The organism is Rubrimonas sp. (genome assembly GCF_036788415.1).
Lineage (GTDB): Bacteria > Pseudomonadota > Alphaproteobacteria > Rhodobacterales > Rhodobacteraceae > Rubrimonas.
The window spans coordinates 1-5,006 of record NZ_DAIQNN010000150.1 but is presented as its reverse complement, the minus strand read 5'-3'; the positions used below and the strand labels follow the sequence as shown (position 1 = coordinate 5,006).

Here is a 5,006-nt window from a genome sequence, read left to right as displayed (position 1 = left end):
TAGTAGTCGGTGAAGATCATGCCCTCGCGGGCGATGCGGTCGATGTTGGGCGTGCGGTAGCCCACCAGTCCCATCGTGTAGGCGCTGATGTTGCTCTGGCCTATGTCGTCGCCCCACAGCACGAGGATGTTGGGTTTCTGGTCCTGGGCCGCGGCGGCCGTGGCCGCCGCCAGCAGCGTCGCGGCGGCGAGCGCCGCGCGGGCCAGCCGGATGGCGATGGTGGTCATGTGCTTTCACCCCCCCCTTGTGCCGGAGCGCTGCGGTTCCGCGCATCCTGCGAGCGCGCTGACCCCGGCGTCGCGATGATGCAGAAGTCCGGGCGCGACACCCCATCAAACGACAGGGTTCGGCGGCCCGCGGCGCGCGTCGGCGTCGCGGCTCAGCGCAGGCAGCGGCGCAGCAGCCCCGCGCGGTCGAGGATGCGGATGCGGCCATAGCCGAGCTCCACGAGCCCCGCCTCGGCCAGCCGTCTCAGCGCGCGCTGCAGCGTCGGCAGCGACAGCCCCACGAGATCGGCGAACTCCGCCTGCGCCAGCGCGACCCCGCGCTCCGTCTGTCCCGCCAGCTCGTCCTGGTGAAGCAGCCGCAGCGCCACCCGAAGATCCGATTCCGGGACCAGCGTGTTGACGAACAGCCGCAGCGCGGTGCGCAAGTTCCAGTGCGTCAGGGCGTAGAAGTCGCGGTAGAGCCGCGGCTCGGCGTCCACCAGCCGCTCCAGCGCCTCCGCCGGGATATGCACGACGGTGGTGTGCGCGACCGCGATCAGCGTGACGAGCCGGGCGTCATCCGAAAATTGCGCGGCGTCGCCGATCCAGAAGCCGGGATCGGCGCGGTGGATCACGTAGTCCTCGCCGTCGTCGCGCGGGACGGAGATGCGCAGCGCGCCCTCGACCAGCCCGTAGAGGCCGTTCGGCGCGTCGCCCACATGATACAGCGCCTCCCCGGGCCGGAAGCGGCGCAGGCGCGCCTCGGTTCCGATCAGCGCGCGCGTCCGTTCGGAGCGGTCCGAGAACCATCCCGCCCGGGCCAGCGTCCCGAGCGCTGCCGTGAGTTCGTACCGTGAGGCGGGCGCGTCCAACTGCATCATGTGACCATATCGCGGATGGGTCCGCTGGTTAATGCTCATGTTGCCAGCCAGTCAGTCGGTCATCGAGGCGCGGCATCGCGGGGCGCGTGCGCACTGGCCTGGCACTCGGGGACCGCAAGCGCTGGCGTCCAGCGGCCGCGATGGGCAGGGTCTCGCCGACCGCCAGGCGGCAGTCTCTTTGGCGTCTCCCCGATCCGGGCAGCCGGACGCGGAGGGCCGGGGTCCGCGGATCCTGTCCCCGGACGGCAGCCGGATCGCCGGGACAGGCCCCGCCCATGCGACCGTCGCCCCGGGGCCTCCTCCCGCAAGCCGCCGGTCGGGCAGACCGCCCTCGCCGTCCCGCATCAGGAGCGGCCAGCCGGCACAGGATCGCGTTCCGGTCGCAATTGTCGGCGCTGACGCAGGACGCAGACGCGGAGCTTCTCTGGAACGCCGCGTCGCCGAGCGAACCCCGGCCCGGCACCGGCGCGGCAGCGGGGCGCCGCATGGTGTCTGCGGGCGCAGTCGGGGCTTGCGGTCCGACCGCAGTGCCCGGAACCTGCCGGGCTTCGGCGCCGACAGCGCCGAACCTTCCGGCCCGAAACCGGAGGCCGCTCGCGGCCGATGCGGTTTCTGCGCCACCGAGGCGGCGCCGCACTTTTCCTTCGTCCACCGTCCGGATAACGAGGTGGGAGGGACCTTCATCGAAGCACGGGATGAGCGCAGCCATGATGGAAGACCGTCCCGACTTCCACCCTGTCCGCAATGGCGAGAAGGCTCCGCTGCCTTTCGCAGCCGACGAATACGAGGCACGCCTCGCCGGCCTTCGCGCGATCATGGACGGGAAGGGGCTCGATGCCTGCGTCCTCACCTCCATGCACAACGTCGCCTACTTCTCGGGCTTCCTCTATTGCTCCTTCGGACGGCCCTACGGGCTGGTCGTCACGCGGACCGATTCGGTGGCTGTCAGCGCCGGCATCGATGCCGGCCAGCCGTGGCGGCGCTGCCATGGCGACAGCCTGACCTACACCGACTGGAAACGCGACAACTTCTGGCGCGCCGTCGCCTCGGTCGTCGGCGTCGGCCGGGCGGTAGGCTGCGAGGACGATCACCTGACCCTCGCGCAGGCGCAGAAGCTCGACGCGTTCCTCGCGCCGGCAAGGCGTGTCGACATTGCGCCCGCAACGATGCGCCGGCGCATGGTGAAGTCGCCGGCCGAGATCGCGCTCATCCGCGCCGGGGCGGCGGTCGCCGATGTCGGCGGCTACGCGATCCGCGACGCCATCCGCGTCAGCGCGCGGGAGATCGACGTCGCGATGGCCGGCCGCGACGCCATGGAGCATGAGATCGCGCGCCGCTTCCCGGACGCCGAATACCGCGATACCTGGGTCTGGTTCCAATCGGGCCTGAACACGGACGGTGCGCACAATCCGGTCACGGCGAGGACGCTGCAGCGCGGCGACATCCTCAGCCTCAACGTGTTCCCGATGATCTCCGGCTACTACACGGCGTTGGAGCGGACCCTGTTCGTTGGCGAGGTCGACGCGGAGAGCCTCCGGATCTGGGATGCCAACGTGGCTGCGCACGAGCTGGGGATCTCGCTCATCCGACCCGGCGCGGTGTGCTCCGAGATCACGGCGCGGATCAACGCCTTCCTCGCCGAGCGCGACCTGCTCCGGTATCGAACCTTCGGCTATGGCCACAGCTTCGGCGTCCTTTCTCACTACTACGGCCGCGAGGCCGGGCTCGAGCTGCGAGAGGACATCGACACGGTCCTCGAGCCCGGCATGGTGGTGTCCATGGAGCCGATGCTCACGATCCCGGAAGGTCTCCCGGGCTCCGGTGGCTACCGCGAGCATGACATCCTCGTCATCGGCGAAACCGGGGCAGAGAACATCACGGGCTATCCCTACGGTCCGTCCCATAACGTGGTCGGCTGATCAAATTCCGGCGCCGCTCGGGACGCGCCAGTTCGGCGCGAACACCATCCCGAATTGCGGGTCGCCTCGAGAAATTCGGGATGCTCGGCCCGGCCCCTCCGTTCTCCTCCACGGCGCGCCGGACTCCCGACAATCGGAAAGGGACCGCGACCCGACCCCGGCCGCTCATCCGCCGCCGGCCGCGACCGCGTGTCGAGACCCTGTCCGACCCGGCGCGGGGCGGCGGGCGGTGGTGCGGGCGTCGGTGCAGGGGAAGGGCACCTTCACGACGTCTCCGGGCACGACGCCTCCTGGCACGACGTCCCCCGGGCATGACCTCCCCGGCTCAAAGCTCGGCATAGGCCCTCGCATCGGCCTCGCCGGCCCATTCGGAGAACGCCGCGAAGGGGTCGTCGGCCGGCGCCTCGGCGCGCGCGACGGTGACGCGGCCGTCGGCTTCGACCGTCCACACGATCTCGTCGCCGGGCGAGAGGTTCAGCACGCGGCGCACGGCCAGCGGCACAGTGGTCTGCGCCTTCGCGGTCAGCCTGCCGCGGATCATCGCGCGCGTCTCCCGGACCGGTAAGGGTGTTCCTTGCATGGCATCGGGCCGGCACGGGCGGAAGCAGCCCGGTGACGATCCCGTCGAATTCGTCCCGCATGGCGAAAGGCTCCGTCAGCTCGACGAAGGCCCGTCGTCCGAACCGCCCGCCGGCGTTGACGCCGGGGACCCGGAACTGCGCGGCGGCCTGCCCCCTGGCCTCGCGTCCTCGCCGCGACAGCCCTTCGCCTCGACGATCGGGTTGAGCGGGTCCGCGCGCCCTTCATCGGGCCGGACGATGGAGGCGGGGCAGTGGAGACTCGGCTCGCCCTCCGGCAGATCGGGGCTTGCCAAGCCGAAATTGTTGTTCCTGACGCGGGCGAACGCGCGGTGGTGCGCCTCGGCGACCTCGCAGAACCGGTCCTCCCGGGCCCCATTCCGGCAGGTGGAGCGGCAGGACCGTCAGGCGGCTTCGGGCCTCGACGCGCCGCGACCGGCCGAGGCCGTCGACCTCCCTTTCCAAGTCCTCCCGGCCGGCCGCCGCCGCCCGCCGCCCGGCCGGCGCGCGCGCCTGCGCCCGAAGGGCGAGGTCGCGCTTGCGGAGCGGCAGGCGCGGGGCGGGGGCATCGTCGGGCGATGGCGCAGTCAGCGCGATTCCAGCCATTCATGCAGCACCCGCGCGGCGAGCGCGTCCGCCGCCACCCCCTCGCGGCGCGCGCGGGCTTCCAGCGCACGCAGGTCGGCCTCGGGAAGGAGGGCTGCGAGGCTTGTGTTGCGGGCCGCTGCGCCAATGCGTCGCCACAGGGCCAGCATCTCGGGGGTCTTGTCGTCGGGCGCGAGGTCGCCCGCCTCGATGTCGAGGTATTGCTGGTACTCGTCGTCGCTGTCGAAGTCGGCGCGGGTCAGCAGCGGCGGCAGGCCTATGTCGGCGGGATCATCCTTCATGCCTTGTGCTCCCTTAGCAGGCGGTGGTGCTTGCGGCTCGGGTAGAGCGTTTTCAGGAAAGGCCGCTCTCCCTCCGGAACATAGGGCACGACCCACGCATAGTCGCGGATGGCGACGACGAGGACGCGCTGGCCGGGATAGCGCGCCGGGTTCGGATGGGGCGCCTCTTCGAGCAGGCGGCCTTTGGCGATGGCGGCCAGGACATCCTCGAAGCCCACGCCGTAGCGGGCGCGGAGGATCAGGTTTTTGTCCGTGGCCCAGCGTGCTTCGAATTGCATGGGATGTCAGGATGCGGTGATCGGCGCTTGATGGGGAGGCGTTCGGTACCGCCTCCGGTGCCTGCGCGCCCTACTGGGCAAGCGTTCGAACTGCGGGCGGACCGGGGCGGTGGGACCGCAAAACACCTGACGGGCCTTTTTGATGAAAGAGAAATGCAGTACAGTGAAGTTATTCGGCCAGCCGTCGCCAAGGCTGTAGCAGATTTCTCAGGCTCGGACGCCGTTCGCCTTTCACCCTGTCATACTCCGCAATATAG

The 5,006-nt window shown here is 70.5% G+C and carries 5 protein-coding genes and 1 pseudogene; 1 reads left to right on the top strand and 5 read right to left on the bottom strand.

Translation table 11 applies throughout. The features are described from left to right. A pseudogene (locus V7Q31_RS17370) lies at window positions 1-227 on the bottom strand (arylsulfatase); the annotation flags it as partial. 152 nt (window positions 228-379) lie between these two features. Continuing rightward, complete coding sequence (locus tag V7Q31_RS17365) at window positions 380-1,087, bottom strand: Crp/Fnr family transcriptional regulator (protein ID WP_333835113.1); 708 nt, start codon at window positions 1,085-1,087, stop codon at window positions 380-382. 695 nt (window positions 1,088-1,782) lie between these two features. On the opposite strand from V7Q31_RS17365, the gene V7Q31_RS17360 reads away from it, so the two are divergent. Continuing rightward, entirely contained in the window at window positions 1,783-3,006 is a 1,224-nt protein-coding gene (locus V7Q31_RS17360) for an aminopeptidase P family protein (RefSeq protein WP_333835112.1), read from the top strand. A gap of 325 nt (window positions 3,007-3,331) precedes the next feature. Here the strand turns inward: V7Q31_RS17360 and V7Q31_RS17355 are convergent, their stop codons facing one another. From V7Q31_RS17355 to V7Q31_RS17345, 3 genes are all read right to left on the bottom strand, one after another. Continuing rightward, window positions 3,332-3,547 (bottom strand): type II toxin-antitoxin system PrlF family antitoxin, encoded by a 216-nt coding sequence (locus V7Q31_RS17355; RefSeq protein ID WP_333835111.1) that lies wholly within the window; start codon window positions 3,545-3,547, stop codon window positions 3,332-3,334. A gap of 624 nt (window positions 3,548-4,171) precedes the next feature. After that, entirely contained in the window at window positions 4,172-4,471 is a 300-nt protein-coding gene (locus V7Q31_RS17350; protein WP_333835110.1) for a hypothetical protein, read from the bottom strand. Further along, window positions 4,468-4,749, bottom strand: a complete 282-nt coding sequence (locus V7Q31_RS17345) for a hypothetical protein (protein WP_333835109.1) — start codon at window positions 4,747-4,749, stop codon at window positions 4,468-4,470. The genes V7Q31_RS17350 and V7Q31_RS17345 overlap by 4 nt, the downstream gene beginning before the upstream one ends. Between the last annotated feature and the right edge of the window lie 257 nt (window positions 4,750-5,006).